At 43.4% G+C, this 19528-nt stretch carries 5 protein-coding genes and 1 pseudogene; 3 read left to right on the top strand and 3 right to left on the bottom strand.

Features of this window, described 5'->3' with window-relative positions; translation table 11 throughout:
* The first annotated feature begins 687 nt into the window (after positions 1–687).
* The 3 genes and pseudogenes from MSBRW_RS15745 to MSBRW_RS15735 form a co-directional block, all read left to right on the top strand.
* Positions 688–2181, top strand: coding sequence for a PQQ-binding-like beta-propeller repeat protein (locus tag MSBRW_RS15745; protein ID WP_011306783.1), 1494 nt, complete (start codon positions 688–690; stop codon positions 2179–2181).
* Positions 2182–2259: 78 nt separating this feature from the next.
* Positions 2260–3477, top strand: a complete 1218-nt coding sequence (locus MSBRW_RS15740) for a PGF-pre-PGF domain-containing protein (protein ID WP_011306784.1) — start codon at positions 2260–2262, stop codon at positions 3475–3477.
* Positions 3478–4006: 529 nt separating this feature from the next.
* Positions 4007–4538, top strand: a pseudogene (locus tag MSBRW_RS15735) (IS5 family transposase); the annotation flags it as partial.
* A 583-nt stretch (positions 4539–5121) separates the two neighbouring features.
* On the opposite strand, the gene MSBRW_RS15730 reads toward MSBRW_RS15735, so the two are convergent.
* The 3 genes from MSBRW_RS15730 to MSBRW_RS15720 form a co-directional block, all read right to left on the bottom strand.
* Complete coding sequence (locus MSBRW_RS15730; RefSeq protein WP_011306785.1) at positions 5122–9024, bottom strand: PKD domain-containing protein; 3903 nt, start codon at positions 9022–9024, stop codon at positions 5122–5124.
* A gap of 371 nt (positions 9025–9395) precedes the next feature.
* Positions 9396–11303: a PQQ-binding-like beta-propeller repeat protein gene (locus MSBRW_RS15725; RefSeq protein WP_011306786.1), complete on the bottom strand. Its 1908-nt coding sequence runs from the start codon at positions 11301–11303 to the stop codon at positions 9396–9398.
* Positions 11304–12266: 963 nt separating this feature from the next.
* Positions 12267–19085, bottom strand: a complete 6819-nt coding sequence (locus MSBRW_RS15720) for a PKD domain-containing protein (RefSeq protein WP_011306787.1) — start codon at positions 19083–19085, stop codon at positions 12267–12269.
* Positions 19086–19528 lie beyond the last annotated feature (443 nt).

Here is a 19528-nt window from a genome sequence, read left to right as displayed (position 1 = left end):
CTGTAACAGGGTATCGATTTCATGTAAACAGGCCAAAATTTAAGTCTGGCTTCTAATGCAAAATGGTATCGCAGACTTCGGCTTCGGATTGGACCCAATTCCAGTGTTCCGATAACCGGAGTGGGGTTAACCTTCGACATGGTCTCTACAATATCCTAAAGTTGTATGGAGTGCGCTACACTATCGGACAAACACTGCCTGTGGAGGCGAAGGGTTCTGTTCCTTAAAAGAAAATTTTTGACAAAATAAGATTTTTTATTGAATATTATTGAAAAATAAGTAATTTTAAAGAAAATGACAAAACCTCAACTAAGGAAAAATTGAGCAAACTATTATTCTGAAAGCTAACACTTGTTATTCAAATGAGATCCTATATCAAGTTTGTATTAAAATGAATATTAAATTTCAAACTTCTTCTTTTTAAAATACACTATATTGAAATTCGATCAAAAGGCTGAGAATTAAGTAGAGGTTTAATGATGGAAAAATGATCTTTCCGGGAAGTTTGTCAGGATCTCTCCTGTTTCAGAACATAATGACGGATATCTCTGCAGGTATTTTTTACATCTCACTTTCCGGAAATTTTAGTCATAAGGTTCTGAATATTTTGTATTCAAACTATAGATATTGTATGGATAATTTTGTAAATTGTTAAAAAATCAATTATAATAGGGAAGGCTCAGGGATATGAATAAGAATATAAAAATAAGATTTATTCCAGTTATTCTGTTTTTTCTGTCCATTTTATTACTTTCCTCAACAACCATGGCTTCCAATAATACTGATACTTGGAGCCAGTTCCATAAAGACACTGCAAACGCCGGCTTCTCCTCAGGGGGAGCTCCGGATACTGAAAAACTGCTCTGGGTAAGCGACCCTATCTGGGCGATTCCCAGCTCTTCACCTGTAATTGCGGATGGGAAGGTTTTTATCAAGTGTGGAGTAGATCACGCTCCCGATTCGATGTCAACAAATCCCGATGAATTAAGGATAGTGACCATTGATGAATTTACGGGAAATGTAATTTCTTCCGATGAAATAGGTCTGGTTTCACCCGGATGGGGATCTCTCTGTTATGAAAATGGAAAGATATGGTATGGACAGGCGGAAGCTCTCAATGGTGGGGCAATGGTTGCAGATGGGAAAGTATTTGACAGTGATGGTTTCTCTCACCATTATTGCTGTACTGATGCAGAAACTGAAGAAGAACTCTGGAACTTTACAGTTACCGGAGTTGCAATCGGCACACCGGCATATTATGGAGGTAAGGTTTACCTAACAAGCGGACCGCTCTTTAGTTCTCCGGGACACGTTTACTGTATCGATCCCGATAGTGGGAACGAGATCTGGAACCAGACACTCCCTTACGAGGCAGGTGGGTCTCCTGCTGTCTCTGAGGGTGTTGTCTATGCAACTACTTACGATGGAAAGCTTTACGCGCTGGATGCCGAAGACGGGTCAATCCTCTGGAATGCAACTGTTCCAAGTACCGATGTTTCATCTACCCCGGCAATTGCTTATGGTAATATCTACATTTCGGGTGGATGTCCCGGATTTAGCACAATTGAAACCTACTGCTTCAACGCAACAACTCATGAACTGGTCTGGAATACTTCTGCCGAAGATAAGATAGGAGGCTGGACCACATCAGTTGCTGTTGCAGATGATATGGTCTTTGTAGGAAAATACGCCGAAGATGATTACTTCGGATACGCCGGCACATATGCTCTCGATGCTCATACAGGGGATGTAATCTGGAGTTATCCCCACGGAGGCTCTTCACCTGCAATTTCCGACGGGATAGTTTTCACAATTGGAGCTGATGGAAGAGTTTATGCCTTTGCTGATTCTGAGGAAGTTTTGCCAGCTGTTTCTATCAAGTGTAATACGTCCAGTCTTGACTTTGGAACTCTGGCTTCTGGAAATAAAAGTATTTTACACCTGAATATCACGAATGCCGGGAGCTCTAATGTAACTATTTCAGCCGAACCTGAAGAAGGCAATACCCAATTATACAATGATACGCTCTTTTTCGGCTCCACTTTCTGGAACCAGTATTCAAAGCTGATCTCAAGCCAAAAGACGGAAGAACTGAAACTCGTGCTGGATGTGCCTGATGGATACGAAGGAGAGCTGAATAAAGAAAAAGGAAATTTGATTTTCTGGGGGGAGTCTGTATAAAATACCTGTCCTCTTTCCATATTTAAGTTGTGGAAAAAGTATGAAATGTTAGATAAAAAACACTTTGAGGTACATAAAATGCTCAAAAAAATAGCAGTACTCATGACCATATTTCTCATATCGTTACAAGCTGCATCTGCAGCAGATATCGGGATTGGAGTCAGTCCCGGAAAGATGAGTTTCGAGCTTAATCCCGGGGCTCAGGAAGAACAACTGTTATACGTGATTAATACTGGCAGTGAAACTGCAAGTTATGAGATCAATATCGATAATTCTACATATGAAAGCTGGTTCTCTATGCCCTCCTCTTCTTTCAGCCTGCAGTCAGGGGAAAACAAGGAGGTAAAAGTAACAGTTACTGTACCTTCTTCTGCAGAAACCGATGTGGACTGTAAAATTTTGGTTCAGCCAACGTCCGGAACCGAAGTGATGACAGGAATAAGAGTTCCGGTCCATATAAATGTGGTTAGTTTCACTTCCAACGATTCTTCCGGGAGCTCTGGTGTCTCTGGTGTCTCTGATGGCTCTGATGGTTCTGACGGCTCTGACGGCTCTGACGGCTCTGACGGCTCTGATGACTCTGGTGTCTCTGGTGGCTCTTCCCATGGCTCGTCTTCTGGTGGAGGTGGAGGTTCTCCCGAACCTGCTAGTAATGTTAAGAACAAGGAACTTTCCCAACAGTTCGTTACAAATGGAAATCATATTGAATTTAAGTTTCCTGAGGAAGCTACTCCAGTTACTTATGTAGAATTTGATGCTAAAAAGAGTGCAGGAAAAATCACCACTATTGTTGAAGAACTGAAAGAAAAATCAACGCTAACTACAACCGAACCTGAAGGAAATATTTATCATTACCTGAATATTTGGGTAGGAAACGGAGGTTTTGCAACCCAGGAAAATATTGACAATTCAGTTGTAGGTTTCAGGGTAAGTAAATCATGGGTCAAAGAAAACAACATTGATGTGGATTCAATCGCTCTTCAACACTTTGTAGATGATACATGGAACTCACTTTCAAGCGCCAGAGTACGTGAAGGAGATGAATATTTTTATTTTGAAGCAAAAACCTCCGGTTTCTCTTCATTTGCGATAACCGGGGAGACTATCGAATCTTCAACCAAAATCAACAAAGCAGATGATGTGGAATCCAATTCTCAAGACATACAGACTAAGTCTTCTCCTGAAAGTGAAAACGAAGAAGATAAAGATGCAAAAGCCAGTCCCGGATTTTGCACTTTTTTTGTCGGTGTAGGATTTACAGTTTCTGCTACCATTTTAAAAAGGAGAGGGATTTGATGAAGGACCAGTACTTGTTACAAGCTAACAGGTGAGTGGTCTTGTAACTCACTTTCCGCAGGTGCTACAAGGAGCTATAATATGAATTACGTTTCCACGCTACCTTTTCCATTTGAGATAATCTTACTGTGACATGCATAAAATGGTAACGTTTGTGTAAAGCTCACACGACAATATCAAGGACTCAAGGAACCTGGCTTTGATAATTGGTTAGGATAAGAATACTATGAAGAACGTAAAGTGAACGAACCATCATAAGAATTGTGAAGTCGAATAAGCGAAAGCAGGTTGGCACGCTTAAACCAAAAGGTTCAGAATCAGGACATAGTGGGTCTGCGGACATTATAGCAAATGGACATATGATTCTCGGTTTATAGATGGCTTCTAAAAGGCCGTCTTAAAATTAAATACTACACGTAATCATATTGTTCGCTAGTGTCTAAGGAATTTAGTTATGAATCATTATATTTAAGAAAAGGGCTACGAATGAGGTGTTGTCTATGTATTAACGTATCATAATTAAGTTGCCATGACACTAGGATCTGAACAAACTAAAAGAATTCCTTATCCTAGTGATTTATTTGATCTAGAATGGGAATTAATCAAACTTTATTTCCATAATTCTAGGACGAACAAAGGTAGAAAACGCTTTCATCCTTATCGCGAAGTCTTGAATGCCGTATTTTATTTGTTACGTTTGGTTGTGCCTGGCGAATGCTATCCCACGAATTTCCACCGTGGAAAACTATGTACCACTATTTCCGTTTTTAGCGACTTACTGGATTTTAGGAACGTATGAATGCTGCACTGAGAACTGAACTGAGAATTACATATGGCAAAGAATCAGAACCTAGTACAGCTATTTTATATAGTCAATTCGTTAAAACTACAGAAACTCCAGGAATACGTGGCGCTATGATGCCGCCAAGAAAATTAAAGGAAGGAAGCGCCATATTCTGGTGGATACAATAGGACTATTGTTGATAGTTATAGTTCATTCAGCGAATATTCAAGATCGAGATGGAGCTAAACTTATTCTGGAACAAGTAAAGGTACTTTTTCTCGATATCTATTAAATTAGAGTTTTAAAAGCTAATTTGAGATCCTCAATCGGACTACTGTAGTTACCGAAAAAGATATATTTCTCTATTTCGTTATATAAATCCTCCTATGTTTTCATAGGGGTTAGGTTAGCCTGTGCGGAACCTGTGTACCCATAAGTGGTGTACCCAGGAAAGGAATTCGGACTCCTTGAAGTGGCAGGCTAACCGTTATTCTAGATAATTGAAGAAAATGCAGAGAATAATTGAGAGTTGGGCAAAGAGTTCTTATTTTCATTCCAAAGTTGGCCTTCAACTCTGGTCAACAGGGCCAAAGAATTGTTTTGTCAGACTTTGCCAATGATCTCTCAACCCTTTAGCCTTGATTTTTTCTCTTTTTTAATCTAAGGTTTATTCATTTCTTATAGTTTCCTCCCTTCAAGTACTGACGTTCTGGATTTTTTTCTATTGAAGTTGTTCCATCTAAAAAACTCCATTTCTAGGAAGTTGGTGAGCCTGTACTTTTGTCAGCAAATCCTATCGCTTATGAAGTTTTTTAGATGTTTGAGTTGCAGAGAATTAAGCAACTGTTTTTGTTACAATTTTATGTAATTTTTATATATTCTGTTTTTGTTACCGTGTTGCTGCCTTTAACATTCTTTACTGTTAAGTTAACAGTATATGTTCCTGCCTTTGAATACTTGTGAATCGGGTTCTGGTGGAATGAATCTGATCCATCTCCAAAGTCCCATCTCCATTTAGCAGGTATTCCTGTGCTTGTGTCAGTAAAAGTAACCTTTAATGGTGCTTTTCCTGATGTTGGACTCGCAGAAAAGTTTGCCACAGGTTTTGTTATCACTTTTATATATTCTGTTTTTGTTACCGTGTTCTTGCCTTTAGCATTCTTTACTGTCAAGTTAACAGTATATGTTCCTGCCTTAGAATACTTATGAATCGGATTCTGTTGGAATGACTTTGCTCCGTCTCCAAAGTCCCATCTCCATTTAGCAGGTATTCCTGTGCTTGTGTCAGTAAAAGTAACCTTTAATGGTGCTTTTCCTGATGTTGGACTCGCAGAAAAGTTTGCCACAGGTTTTGTTATCACTTTTATATATTGTGTTTTTGTTACCGTGTTCTTGCCTTTAGCATTCTTTACTGTCAAGTTAACAGTATATGTTCCTGCCTTAGAATACTTGTGAACCGGATTCTGTAGGAATGACTTTGACCCGTCTCCAAAGTTCCAGAACCAGGAAGTTGGGGATCCAGTGCTTGTGTCAGTAAAGGTAACGTTTAATGGTGTTTTTCCTGAAGTAGGAGATGCAGAAAATGCAGCTACTGGCTTTGCTGAAGATTGACTGGAGACCTTAATGTACCCAGTTTTTACCTCCGAATCGCTTCCATCCTCGTTGGAAACCGTAAGGTTGACAGTGTAGGTACCGGTTGCAGTGTAAGTGTGAGCAGGGTTCTGCTCGGTAACGTTAGTACCATCCCCGAAGTCCCAGAGCCAGGAGGTCGGTGTACCTGTGGATTGGTCGGTGAAATTGACTGTCAATGGTGCATTGCCTGATGTCATGTCTGCAGAGAAGTTGGCAATAGGTGAAGAGAGTGAGTCCTTGAAGGCATAGACTTTCTTACTGCTCCCTATACTGAAAAACATACCGTCTGAAAGTGCCGGAGTACCGCCGCCATAAGGAGAATTCCAGACGACATCCCCTGTAAAGGCATCCAGAGCATAACCTCCCACATAAGCGAGCCCATCGGCGACAGCTACCGACCAGGTCCAGTCTCCGATTGAGGGGATTGACCAGACAGGTTCGCCTGTAGTCGCATTAAAACAGTAGGTTTCCTTGTCGCTAAAACCACTGCACCCTCCGCTAACATAAACATTTCCATAGGCAAGAGCCGGGGTCGAGTCCGTCCTCTGGACGGTCTGCTGCCAGATTATGCTCCCGTCCGTAGCGTTCAGGGCAAAGAGGTCACCGTCTCCAGAGAAGTTGTAGGTTGTCAGGTAGAGGACCCCGTCTTTATAGGCAGGGGACCCGCAGAAGCTGCGTTCGACATTAATTGTCCAGAGCTGTTCCCCGGTTGTCGCGTCCACGCAGTAAGCATACCCCTGCGTGTAAGTCCAGCCTGTCAGGTAGAACTTCCCGTCTGCATAGGCAGGTACGGACTGAGCGTCTCCTACCACTACAAAACTCCATAGCAGGTATCCGGTGTACTCGTCAAGACAGTAATAATGGTGCCCGTCCCAGTCACTGAAGATCACCATCCCGTCCGCGATAGCAGGCCCGCCATTAACCGCACCCAGAGTTCCCACAGTATCATTGAAGCACCAGATTTTTTCTCCTGTTTCGGCGTTGTAACAGCCAAGTTCAGGGCCGGTTGCTGTAAAGACCATGCCGTCATCATAAGCAGGGGAAGCCCACGAACCGTATACGGTTTCCGGGATACTGGTATTCCAGGCTATGTCTCCTGTAGACTCGTTCAGGGCTACTAACTGAACGATGCCTGTCGTTTCTTCTTCTATTTCTGCTCCGCCGCAGATCACAAAGATCTTCCCTTCAGCCACAACAGGAGAAGAACTGCCGATAGCATCAGTAACACTCTCACTTATCCACTCGGTCCGGTTGGTCTTGGGTCCGTTTTCGGAGTAACCGAGGTGGTCAACCTTTCCGTGGAACTGGTACCAGGAGTCATCAGGAGGTGCGGGCCTTTCCGAAGCAACCGTGATCATGTCCGGAATTTCCAGGACATCACTGCCGTTTCCGTTGCTTGCGGTCAATTTGACGGTGTAGTTGCCTTCCGTGTAGTAGGTGTAAAGCGGGTTCTGCTCGGTTGAGTCCACGTTTCCGTCCCCGTCAAAGTCCCAGGCCCAGTCAATGGTGTTTTCTGAACTGTCGGTGAATTTGACCGTGAAAGGTACTGCCCCGTCTCTGGCGCTGGCCGAAAAGCCTGCAGTCGGGAATGCGGGTTCGGCTTCTTCGCTTACGATGTAATCCGCCTTTACTTTGCTGTCGCTTCCGCCTGTTCCGGTAACGTTCAGGGTTACGGTGTAGTTGCCGATTTCACTGTAAGTAAAGGTGGGGTTCTGCTCTGTGGAATCCACAGTTCCGTTGGAATCAAAGTCCCAGCTCCAGCTGTCTATCCCTTCGCCTGTGGAAAGGTCAGTGAACTGGACTTCCAGGGGTATAGGTCCGGAAAGGGGGTCTGCACTGAAGTCAGCGATGGGAGGTTCTGCCGGTTCTCTTACGGTGATACAGTCAGCCTTTGTTTTGCTGTCCGAACCCAGTTGGCCTGTGACCGTCAGGTTGACTGTGTAAGTCCCTGTGCTGTTGTAGGTGTGGCTCGGGTTCTGCTCGGTTGAGTCCACGTTTCCGTCCCCGTCAAAGTCCCAGGTCCAGCTTGAAATCCCACTGCCTGTGGACTGGTCTGTGAACTGGACTGCGAGAGGTACATTTCCGGAAAGTGGGGCTGCATTGAAGTTGGCGACAGGGGGTTCCAGGATCTCGTAGTTCTCTTTTGGAGATATTAGTGGGGAATAGTCAGTGCCTAAACCGCCGGGTACTTCGTAAGGCGTATCTCCTATCCCGTTGCCATCAGCGTCGGTGCCTGTGTAAGCAGCACCCCAGTAGTTGCCCGGGTAACCGGTGTAGGTCGCACCGTTGTAGGTGTACTCTACTGGCTCGGTGGAGTTCCAGTAAGTTACGGATGGTAATGGCCCGGCCCATTCGTTTGACACAATACTTTCACTGAAATTATTGAGCTGCCATACTATAGCTTCCCCGGGGTCATATATGAGAATATTTCCAGTTGACACCATGTTATTTCCAGAGACTAATGAGTTATCTGCGTAAACCAGATAAAAGGCATATGGATTATTCATGAAAAGGTTGTTTGAAACCGTTACGTTTTGAGCTTGAACACAAAGGGGGCCATAAGCATACTGATTATTTTTTATAACATTATTCTCGATGATCGAATTGGTGGCTAGAATACTGATTGCAAAATTTTCGGTCCCGGAGTTGTCAAATGTGCAGTTGCTTATAATAAGGCCACTACAATCTTCGGAGTTAGAGGATATAACTGCACAATCGCGAATATCGCGTAAAATTAAGTTTCTTAATGTACAGTCAGGAGAACGCACACTGATACCAAACACACCACTAGTAGATGTTATATCGCCTAGTAAGGTCATATTCTCAACTATGCATCCGGGTGCTGGTCCACCATTGCTACCTATAGTAATGAAATCATTGTCTCTAAGGAGGACTACTCCTTCTTTGCTCTCTCCTGTGAATGTGATATTTGACTTGTAAAGATAAAGGGTGCTTGTAAGCGTATAGTTTCCATTATGCACAAAAATTGTGTCACCTTCACCTGCATTTGCCGCTGCATTCTGCAATTCAGAAACCGTGCTTACATCCCAGGTCGTTGCCGATGCCGGTGCAACCGCCAGCATCATTGTGCTCAACAGTGCAACCATACAAACATAATGTATTTTTTTCATACCTTACTTCCTCACTTTTATTTCTTCTAGCATCATATAATTTGGTACGAGTCCCAGCATATTGGTTGCTGGTATAGCCAAAATTTCAAGTATATGTAAACGTTATCAACTGATTTCAGTTAGAGATTATTAATTCAAAAACAGAATCAAGAAAAATGTTTAAATTATTATGTCGACATGTCGAATATAGGATATATTTCCAGAAGGGATCTTTTGGGCAATTTTGCTTATTCAACTTCACCACACAAAAGTTACCATTTATGCATGTCACAATAGGATTACCTCAAATGGAAAAGGTAGCGTTTCTGCAATTCACACCATAGCTTCTTGTCACACCTGCGGAAAGTCGGGGAAAAAGAAAAAAGATTATGTTATGGTGTTGCCACCAGTTTAACATAATCTGTCTTAATATGTGATACTTTTGCTGGTGGTGGAGTGCTTGATTGTTCATCCTTCTGTACAACCAGCACGGTCACATTTCCTGAACCATCAATGTAGTTGCCGATGTTCGATGTAACTCCACCAATCAACGAAAATTCGTTCACACCATTTGCGTCGTCATCTAGAGATTCGTATGCCGTGCCGTTCCATATGTACAGCGTGGCACCGTTTGTACCACCAACACTATAATACGCTTTACCGTTCCAAGTCACATTGATAGAACCATTGTTGGATATGATCCACGGTTCCTCATTGTCATCAATCTTAAACACGAACCGATGCGCAGCATAATAACTATCAGTAGTTGTTTGGCTAGATGCGTAAGTAGTATCGTCATCCGTTTTGATGGCATTATATTCGGCAGACGAGAACTCTATAGCCGGGTCCGTAGCAGTGCTGGGAGGCTTGGTATCCACCTGGTACTTGTAAGCCCACATATCCGTACTTCCGTTAAAGTCGTAGCGGGTATAGTTGGCAAGACCGTGGAGATATCCATTGTCATTTCCGTAGAAGACCCAGCCGCCTGAAATGGCTGCTCCAGCCAGACTGTAGAGATTGCTTCCTGATGAAGTTTCGTTCCAGACTTCAGTTCCGTCGCTATCCACACAGGAGATGCCGCCGGTTGGATAGTTTGTGGTGACATAGATATACTCGTTTCCCGGACCATAGAAAGTTGATACCGCTGGAGAGCTCTGAACAGGGCCTACAGAAGCGGGATTACTCCAGATATCATCATGTCCATTGGACTCGTTAAGGCACCAGAGATTACCTTCATAAATAGGAATAGAGTAATCGATGGTATAGTTACACACATAGATCCTGCCATTGTAATATGCGGGAGTGGAAGTGCTGCATCCTATGTAAGAACTCCAATTGTCGTCTTCGACGAACGAACCGGTGCTGGCATTAAAGCCTAGCGCATAGCAACTTCCATTAACAGTGGAATTAAAAGAAGTGAAATATATCCTGCCGGTCTCATTGTTGAATATCGCGGTCTCATCATCGCTGTAAGTCACAGACGAGCGGATTTTTCCCACATCAAAGCCATAAACCGTTGAAGCGTCGATTACATTGACAGTCGCGCCCGTCTTATAGTTTATCGAAACAAGATTGCCGGCATCATCTCCAAAAACCGCATAATCTCCAATGACTGCTGCACCTGCCCAGTAATGCCCTGTTGGGGATGAATAATTCCAACATATCTCCATATTGGCGGGGTCAGTGACATTGTAACAGTAGTACTCTCCTTCATGCATTGTCCAGCCACTCATGTTCCCCGAACCGAATAAAACGTATTTACTCCCATTGCTGGCTTCTACATAGGTAACTGGGGTAAGAAACTGAATGCCTGTAGAGTTATTTACATGCACCCTTCCAGATACACTTCCGGTAGTTGCATCGATAGCATAGAGGTCATAATCTAGAGACCTGTTGTATCCGGTATCTACCACAAAAATATGCCCATTACTAGCTGCCGGTGTAGCAAGCTGAAAATCAAGATCATCAGGGTTGGTGACAAAGCTAACCGGCCAGTTTCCTCCGGCTGCCGTTCCATCCAGAGAATATTTAGTAAGATTGCCTCCTGCTATAACGGCATATACGGAGCCATTATACACAATTGGACTCTCGTCAATCCCGCCCATACCTCCGGAAGGAACAGGGTGATCATGTTGCCAGGATATAGTTGAGTTAGGGTCGGCTATCGGAGCGCTGTCGCCTGTAACTCCGCTGTGTACTTTGTCTTTTTGGAACTGAGGCCAGTCTGAACCCAGCGCCGGCAGAACAGCCGCCACCAGGAGCAAGGTTAAACAAACCATTAATATTTTCAATTTATTCATAGTTTTATTTCTCCTATTTTTCTGGGACTTTTAATGGTTTCAGCTTGCCTGCGCGGAAATATCGGGTCTCCCGAATGTTCAAAGGGAGGTTTGATCGGATGGGGGAATTTTTTGGTTTAGGGATTTTTCGGACTTTTGAAGAAAGCAGGAAAGGCTGGATTTTTTCCTGTTTTTGAGTCTTACGGATTTTTGGGGATCAACCGGCTTTATAGTAATTGTTTTTGGAAATTCCGGGGATCATGCAGAAGATACAGCGTTTCAAAATCCGGAAAAATGCTGATCTGATAAAACACGACTCTAATTAAAAATTAAAAATACTCTTTAGGCAAAAATTATAGATTACTAATGAATATTTTTTGCTGAAGAACGCACCTGACTTTCCAGTTTATGGAACAAATTCAGGCATAGAACCGTGTAAAGAAAAATAAGTACTCAATTTCTTATCTTTTTGAAGACCTCCTGTATTTTCATAGGGTTGTCAGTTGGTCTGAGCGGAAGAGCCTGTCTGCATTTTGAATTTCATATTGCAGTCAGATAAGGTTTCGGACCTTTTTGAAGTGCCAGAACAACTGGAGTTTTAAAAATTTATCTGGAACATATGCTGCGGAAATTTTGATATTTCCTGAAATGTATCTGATTGAACTAATTGTATCTGATTGAACTAATTGATTATTTTTGAGTTCTATAGATAAAAATCTTTGGCTAATTATTCTTAGCCAGTTAACTAACAATTTCTCTCCTATCTCTTTTAGTATAAATCTTGAAATTTAATTTTCAAAAAAGAAAGGAGGAAAACAGCCTTATTTAGCCGCCTCCTCCTAGAGGTTATCATCCTTTTTTTGTTTCCGGAACCAGCATAATCAGCTGGATATGAGAAAGTTTTTCTCTATTTTCCTTCGTTCTTTCGTTCCTTTTCCCATACATTCCTTTTTTTCCTTTAAGCAACTGGTTTTATTACAATTTTTATATAACTTTTATATATTGTGTTTTTGTTACCGTGTTCTTGCCTTTAGCATTCTTTACTGTCAAGTTAACAGTATATGTTCCTGCCTTTGAATACTTATGAATCGGATTCTGATGGAATGATTTTGATCCATCTCCAAAGTCCCATCTCCATTTAGCAGGTATTCCTGTGCTTGTGTCAGTAAATTTAACCTTTAATGGCGTTTTTCCTGATGTAACACTGCTGGTGAAGTTTGCCACAGGTTTTGTTATCACTTTTATATATTGTGTTTTTGTTACCGTGTTCTTGCCTTTAGCATTCTTTACTGTCAAGTTAACCGTATATGTTCCTGCCTTTGAATACTTGTGAACCGGGTTCTGGTGGAATGAATCTGATCCGTCTCCAAAGTCCCATCTCCATTTAGCAGGTATTCCTGTACTTGTGTCAGTAAATTTAACCTTTAATGGCGTTTTTCCTGATGTAACGCTGCTGGTGAAGTTTGCAGCTGGTTTTGTTATCACTTTTATATATTGTGTTTTTGTTACCGTGTTCTTGCCTTTAGCATTCTTTACTGTCAAGTTAACAGTATATGTTCCTGCCTTAGAATACTTGTGAACCGGAGTCTGAAGGAATGACTTTGCTCCATCTCCAAAGTCCCATCTCCATTTAGCAGGTATTCCTGTGCTTGTGTCAGTAAATTTAACCTTTAATGGTGTTTTTCCTGAGGTTGGATTCGCAGAAAAGTTTGCAACCGGTTTTGTTATCACTTTTATATATTCTGTTTTTGTTACCGTGTTCTTGCCTTTAGCATTCTTTACTGTCAAGTTCACAGTATATGTTCCTGCCTTTGAATACTTGTGAACAGGATTCTGGTGGAATGACTTTGATCCATCTCCAAATTTCCAGAACCAGGAAGTTGGAGAGCCAGTGCTTGTGTCGGTAAATTTAACCTTTAATGGTGTTTTTCCTGAAGTAGGCGACGCAGAAAATTCAGCTACTGGCTTTACTGAAGATTGACTGGAGACCTTAATATACCCGGTTTTTACCTCCGAATCGTTACCGTTAGCATTTGCAACCGTAAGATTGACAGTGTAGGTACCGGCTGAAGCGTAGGTATACAAAGGACTCTGTTCGTTACTGTCTATAGTTCCATCATTATCAAAGTCCCATGCATAGGATGAGATATTACCAGTTGAAGCGTCTGTAAACTGAACGTCAAGTGGAGCCTTTCCACTGGTCTTATTGACTGTAAAGTTTGCAACCGGAGCGCCAGGAAGTAGTTCACTTACGATAATGTACTCAGTTTTTACCTCAGAATCGTTTCCATCCTCATTGGAAACCGTAAGGTTGACAGTGTAAGTACCGGCTACAGAATACGTGTATATCGGATTCTGCTCAGTGCTGTCAACTGTTCCATCGTTATCAAAGTCCCATGCATAGGATGAGATATTGCCAGTTGACTGATCCGTAAAGTTGACAGTGAGAGGAGCATTACCAGACGTCGGAGTTGCAGTAAAGTTTGCAACCGGAGCTCCAGGCAATGGTTCACTTACCACAATGTATTCAGTCTTTACTTCAGAATCGTTACCGTCAGCATTGACAACAGTAAGGTTGACGGTATAGTTACCTACTGTTGAATACGTGTAAACTGGATTCTGCTCAGTACTGTCAATTATCCCATCATCGTTGAAATCCCACTGCCAGCCCGTCGGTGAGCCAGTCGAGATATCTGTGAATTCTACGGTCAGTGGTGCTGTACCGGTTGTTACATTTGCAGTAAAGTTTGCAACCGGAGCTCCAGGCAGTGGTTCACTTACCACAACGTAATCAGTCTTTACTTCAGAATCGTTACCGTCAGCATTTGCAACCGTGAGATTGACAGTATAGTTACCGGCTGATATGTACGTGTGTGAAACATTCTGCTCGGTAGCATTGGTACCGTCTCCGAAGTCCCAGAGCCAGGAGGTCGGTGTACCTGTGGATTGGTCCGTAAAATTGACAGTAAGAGGAACAGTACCCCTGGTCACATCAGCAGTGAACGCAGCAATGGGTTCAGGTTCTACAGGTGTAGACGATACGGTGATATAATCTGTCTTGGCCTCGGAATCTGTCCCGTTTGCATTTATAACCGTAAGGTTGACAGTGTAGTTACCAGCTGCATTATAGGTATACGAGGGGTTCTGCTCAGTTGAGTCCACAGTGCCGTCGTTCTCAAAGTCCCAGGCCCAGGAAGCAGGAGAACCTGATGAAGTATCGGTGAACTGTACTGCTAGCGGCGCTTCGCCGACCGTCACATCTGCAATGAAATTGGCAACAGGTGAAACGGAGGAGTCCTTAAAGGCATAGACTTTCTTGTCGTCTCCTATAATGAAAAGCATACCATCCGAAAGCGCAGGAGTAGAGCCACCAGAAGGAGTAGACCAAACAATTTCACCTGTGAAAGCATCAAAAGCATAACCTCCAACGTAAGCGAGCCCATCGGCAACAGCTACCGACCAAGGCCAGTCTCCTATGTATGGGGGGTTTGACCAGACAGAATCGCCTGTAGTCGCATTGAAACAGAGGGTTCCCCCTTGGACATAACCTCCGGAAATGTAGACATTTCCATAGGCAAGAGCAGGAGTTGAATCTGTCCTTGGGATAACTTGCTGCCAGATTACGCTGCCGTCACTTGCTTTCAGGGCAAAAAGATCTCCTGCCCCGTAGAAGTTGTAGGTTGTCAGGTAAAGGACTCCGTCCTTGTAGGCAGGAGACCCGCAGAAGTTCTGTTCGACATCAATGTGCCAGATCTGTTTCCCGGTTACTGCATCCACACAGTAAGCATGACCCTGTCTGGAGGCCCCGGAATCCCAGCTTGTCAGGTAGAATTTCCCATCGGCATAAGCAGGTACGGACTGTGCATCTCCTTCCACTACAAAACTCCAGAGTAAATCTCCGGTATACTCGTCAAGACAGTAATAATGGCTTCCGTCCCAGTCGCTAAAGATCACCATACCGTCCGCAATAGCAGGTCCGCTATTAACTGCACCCGCTCCCACAGTATCATTGAAGCACCAGAGTTTTTCTCCGTTTTCGGCATCATAACAGCCAAGTTCATGGCCGGTGGCCGTAAAGACCCTGCCATTGTCATAGGCAGGAGAAGCCCAGGAACCAAGTACGGTCTTCGGGATACTGGTATGCCAGACTGTGTCTCCGGTAGACTCGTTCAGGGCTACTAACTGAACAACACCTGTCGTCTCTTCTTCCATTCCTGCTCCACCGGAGATCACAAAGACTTTACCTTTGGCAACCACTGGCGAGGAACTGAGGGTAGCATCACTAACGTCCTTACTTACCCATGCGATCCGGTTGGTCTTGGGCCCTTTTTCGGAGTAACCAAGGTGGTCAATCTTTCCATGGAACTGGAACCAGGAGTTTTCAGGGATAGAGCTGTTTTCCTGCTCAACGTAGTTTGAGTAAGGGAGCACCAGAGGGTACTGATCGGTTCCTTTATCAGCAGCGTAAGCCGAATCCCCGATTCCGTCCCCGTTTGAATCGTTTCCGGTGTAGTCGTCATAGTAATTGCCTATGTATCCTGTCAGTTTTTGTCCGTTCCACAGGTATTCTACTTGCTCGGAACTCTGGAAGAAGGAACCTGAACCACCGGAGATGTGATTGTTTGAACCTCCAGTCTTCTTTCCGCTGTTGTTGATGAAAGTATTCTGGTAGAGTCTGTTACCTCCGGTGTTATCGAGCATGGCAGCAGAGTCCCAACAGTTGGAAATAGTGTTTCCTTGAAGGATGTTTCCGGTCCCCATGAACGCCACCCCTTCGGCACAGTTATCTATGATGTTATCTTCTATCGAAGAATTGTTTGCGGACACACTGATTCCAAAACATTTTTCTCCGGTTCCCGTAACTTTAAATCCGTTGAACTCAACATCGTCAGCACTGATGGTTACGCCTGAAGTGCCTGTGAAACCCGAAGCGTTAAGGATAGGGTCTCTTACGCCTTTGAGAGTCAGGGTCTTGTTAATGGTCACGACTTCGTGATATTCCCCTGGATATACCTTGATTATGTCTCCTGAACTTGCTGCATTAATTGCTGTCTGGATTGACTCCCCGCTTTTGACAGGCCAGGTAACCGGGGTTCTTACTGCGTAAATGTAGTCATCAGCAATTTTCTTGTCCGTCCCATGCTCGTTTTGAACGGTAAGGGTCACGGTATAGGTGCCTGCAGCAGAGTAGGTATGGACAGGGTTTACTTCGGTTGAAGTATTTCCATCCCCGAAATCCCAAAGGAATTTGTTGGCGTTAAAAGACCTGTCTTTGAAGGAGACCGTTAGGGGGAAAGAACCTGTCTGTTTGTTCGAACTGAAATTGGCTGTTGGAGAGAGGGCTTCGCCCTGGCCGATGCAGTAGAGGTATCCGCTATCGGTTCCGTAGTAAACCTTGTCCTCGGAAAGGGCTGCCCCTTGCAGAGTATATGCATCATCCTCAGGTGGGTTGTAGTGCCAGGCAAGGGTTCCGTCAGGGTTCAGGCAGTAAATTGAGCCGTCAGAGATAGCTTCGGTGAAGTAGATGTAGGGCTCGTTGTTTTCAATAGAAATGACAGGTGAAGATTTGACTCCTCCGCTAACCGGAGTCTTCCAGATTACCGATCCGTCAGAATCATTCAGGCAGAACATGGATCCGGTTTCGCCGTGTTCTCCGTGTCCTACATAGACCCTGCCGTCATAAACGGTCGGGGTCGAGGTCGAGAAACCTATTGAAGCTGCCCAGCCGCTGTCCAGGAACTGGCCTGTATCTGGATCAAAACCGACTTTGAAGCAGTAACCGGTTTCCTGTCCTCTTTCCGAGGATGTGTACAGGGCGCCGTTAGCGTATGTTACTGAACTTCGGAACATGCCCGGATCGGTTAGTGCAAAGGAGACATCGGAACTGTTACTGAAATCAACCTGATCTACAAAGGTTCCTGTATCCTTATCGAGACAGACCAATTTACCTTCGAAAACCGGGTAAACCATGTAATTTCCGACAACTACGCTCCCGCTCCAGATAAAGCCTGCAGTGTTTGTGTTTTCGTGTTTCCAGACGAAGCTACCATTGTCATCGTAGCAGTAGTAGTATTTGGTTCCGTTTCCTCCTTCAAGCCCGTCTCCGATGTAGAGCTTGTGGTCTGAATAAGTAAGGGGACACTCAAAGCTGCTGTCGGTTACATGTGTGTTCCATAACTCACTTCCGTTTTCAGGGTCAAGTGCGTAGAGGTCTCCTCCAAGGGTAGGGACAAAGAGTTTTCCGTCTCCAAGGGCAGGAGTTGCTGTCTGTGTTAAACTGCCGCCCAGCTCTTTTGACCAGATATGAGCGCCGGTATCTTTATCAAAGGCCCAGATAGAGGCGTTGCCGGCAGTTACGAAAACCGTATTTCCGGAAATCACTGGAGGAACATTGATGCCTCCGCTCCCGCAGGGTTCCTGCTCCGAAGAAGTCAGGTTTTGCCAGAGGACTTTTGGGTCTTTGATTGGGGCAGAGCTGAAAGTGTATCCGGTGTGGGAGCTGTCTTTCTGGAATTCAAGCCACTCGGATTCGTTGTTTACCGTGATATAGTTGTTCTTTATTTCGATGTCGTTCCCGGCTGAATTGGAAACTTTAAGGTTGACAGTGTAAGTCCCGTCTGAAGTATAAGTGTGTGAGACATTCTGCTCGGTAGAGTCGGCACCGTCGCCGAAATCCCATTTCCAGGATGTCGGTGTGCCTGTAGATTGATCAGTGAAGTTAACCGCAAGCGGGGCGGTTCCAGAAGTTGGAGTTGCTGAAAAATCTGCAGATGGAGCTGAGGAAGAACCGTTCGTTTCTGAAGTCCCGTAGTTCTCTTTTGGAGACATCAGGGGAGAGTAGTCAGTACCAAAACTGGAAGGTACAGTATAGGAGGAGTCACCGATTCCGTTTCCGTCACCGTCAGATTCATCATAGGCGGTGCCCCAGAAGTTGCCCAGGTATCCGGTGTAAGTTGTACCGTTATAGGTGTATTCTATGGGTTCGGTGGAGTTCCAGTAAGTTACGGATGGAAGTGTACCGGACATACCACCAGAATTGTTCACGAAATTATTCAGGAATATTTTATTGCCATTACCTGCATCCTTGAAATTTATAATAACTTCATTTGAAGCTATATTGTTTCTTGTTATAGTATTATTCGTGGCAGTTGACTTATAAAACCTAATTATTTCTCCCTGGTTGTTTAGAAAAGTGTTGTTTGCAACTGCGGAGTTTTCTCCTCTTATGTAAAGTGTTCTGCAATTATTGTCCTTGAAAATATTATCCTCAATAACAGCCGTTGCGTCTGTATAGAGATATAGAGCATAAGTTGAAGTTGTATTTGAAATTGTATTATTCTTCAAAGTTACGTTTTTTCCTTTAATAAGACAACCAGTATTATAGCAACCATCAAAAATACAATTCCGGACGATACATTCACTGCTTTCGATGCGTATTGGGTTGATTGGAACGTTAATTTCCACATTTTGAACTATACAACCCGGACTATTAGAGGAGATTGAAATTCCATTGGACATTTGCGTTAGTACCATTCCTGTGAAATTTTCTATCACACAATTTGGTGCTGCCCCACTATTTCCCCCTACACTTAATATCTGGTTATTGGACTTAATAATCACTCCATCTCTGCTCTCACCCATGAATGTTACATTCGGTGCATGAATATTTTTATTAGCACCTATTTCGTATACCCCATTCATGACAAAGATAGTATCTCCGTCCGCACAATTATTCAGGGCATCCAAGATTTCCTGCGATGTGTCTACATTCCAGGTCTTCGCCGACGCCGGTGACATTACCATTATTGCACTTAATAATGCAATTATCAAAATAGAATAAAATATATTTTTCGTATTACCACCTTCTGTTTTTCAATGTTGAATATTCAATAACTCATATTTCAAGGATCGTGAAAAAACACTAACAATAGACTGTACAGTTCCTGTTTTGATTAAAAAAATGGCCCGTGTGATAGCGATATTATCGAACTTTAATATTTTTTTGTTTTTAAAATCGCTATATTTTATTAGGTACTACGGATTTTCGTTATCAACAGACGTATTCTTCGCACATCTTTGAAAGCCCTGAATAATAATTTATGCGTCTTCGGTTAAGTGAGGAATCGTGACAATTACGTCAATTTCCTCAACATTTGTCAAATATTTTAATAAATTACGAGCTGTAACAGGGTATCGATTTCATGTAAACAGGCCAAAATTTAAGTCTGGCTTCTAATGCAAAATCG

The organism is Methanosarcina barkeri str. Wiesmoor, from assembly GCF_000969985.1.
GTDB lineage: Archaea > Halobacteriota > Methanosarcinia > Methanosarcinales > Methanosarcinaceae > Methanosarcina > Methanosarcina barkeri_B.
Note: the sequence above shows the minus strand (reverse complement) of the source record. Positions and strands in the feature narration are given on the sequence as shown.